This window comes from Negativicoccus succinicivorans (assembly GCF_018373335.1).
GTDB lineage: Bacteria > Bacillota > Negativicutes > Veillonellales > Negativicoccaceae > Negativicoccus > Negativicoccus succinicivorans_A.
Window position 1 is genome coordinate 1 of record NZ_JAHAHH010000140.1, and the last position, 1217, is coordinate 1217.

The 1217-nt window shown below is 55.2% G+C and carries 1 protein-coding gene and 1 pseudogene; one reads left to right on the plus strand and one right to left on the minus strand.

Annotated features, from left to right (window positions below; all coding sequences use genetic code 11):
• Positions 1–792: pseudogene (locus KH813_RS06775) on the plus strand (peptidase M48); the annotation flags it as partial.
• Between the two features lie 44 nt (positions 793–836).
• Here the strand turns inward: KH813_RS06775 and KH813_RS06780 are convergent.
• The coding region (locus KH813_RS06780) for a PfkB family carbohydrate kinase (protein WP_303994576.1) at positions 837–1217 on the minus strand (381 nt) is incomplete at its 5' end.

Below are 1217 nucleotides of genomic sequence, written 5' to 3' on the forward strand. Positions count from 1 at the left end.
CACGGTGAAAATCGCGACATCGTCAATGGCGTAACCAAAAAGCTCAGCCTTGCCGTCGCCGGCTCCGCGGTTCTTTCCGGTGGCGACGCGTCCGCCGCGCAAACGCTGCTGATGAATTTAGCTCTGAACTATATCAACAACGAAGTATTCACGATGGGTCAGGAAAAAGCTGCGGATGACCTCGGCTTCACGATCCTGGAACACACCGATTATAATCTCGGCGGCGCTCCGGCCGCAATGCACGCCTTATTGAAAAAATACGGTCCCGGTTTCAATGACGGTATCGCGCGCGTGATCGCGCCGAACTCGCATCCGCGCAACGAATCGCGTGTCACGGAAGCGGTCAACCGCATGCAGGCGTATTCCGGCAACCGCGTCACCGTCAAAGGCGCCGATGTTATCGTCAACAACAAGACCGTATTGACACCGATTAAAGTCGGAAATTATGATGCCGAAACGCGCGCTTACTACGTTTCGGGTCGTCTGGCTCGTCTCTTCCATGATAATAAAATGCAACCGGCGCGATTAAGCGGCGGCGCGCTTTACGTGGGCAACCAATCATTGTACACCCTTTCCTCCGCGGAAGACGGCCAAGCGATCGTCAATCGCTTGAACGCCGCCCTTACCCCCGAAGCGAAAGCCAAAGAAGTAAAAACGGATACATCTTCCAAAAAAATAAAACAGACAGCGGAAACCAAACCGACCCAAGATATCAAAAAGGCCACGCCGAAAAAAGCTTCGGAGGGCAACATTAAAGATCGCGTCAACGCGATTCTCGGTCGCAAAAACTGATCACAAAAAAAGCGCTTACCTCGGTAAGCGCTTTTTGTTTGCTCTCATTCGTCTGCCGTCCATTTTTTTACCGTCGCTTGCAGCGCGCCGCGAAGTACTAAGCCGTTGCCTGCGTTACTTTTCTGCGCTTGCGTTTCACGCAGCGCGAATTCAATAAATCGCGCCGCCGTCTTCACCGCCTGCGCGAGCGATTCACCGCGCAGCAACGCCGCGAGCAGTACCGCATTGAAATAATCGCCGCTGCCGCTGAAATTCGGCGCCAGACGCGCAAAATCGACAGCGCCCGCGTGACCGTCCGCCGACCGATAATAAATGGTTCCGACGTTCGCGTCAGGATTTCCCGCGCCCGTGATCACGCAAGCGCGCGTCCCCAACGTGCATAAGCGTTCGAGCCATTGCGGCGCGACGTCTTGCTCACACGCGGG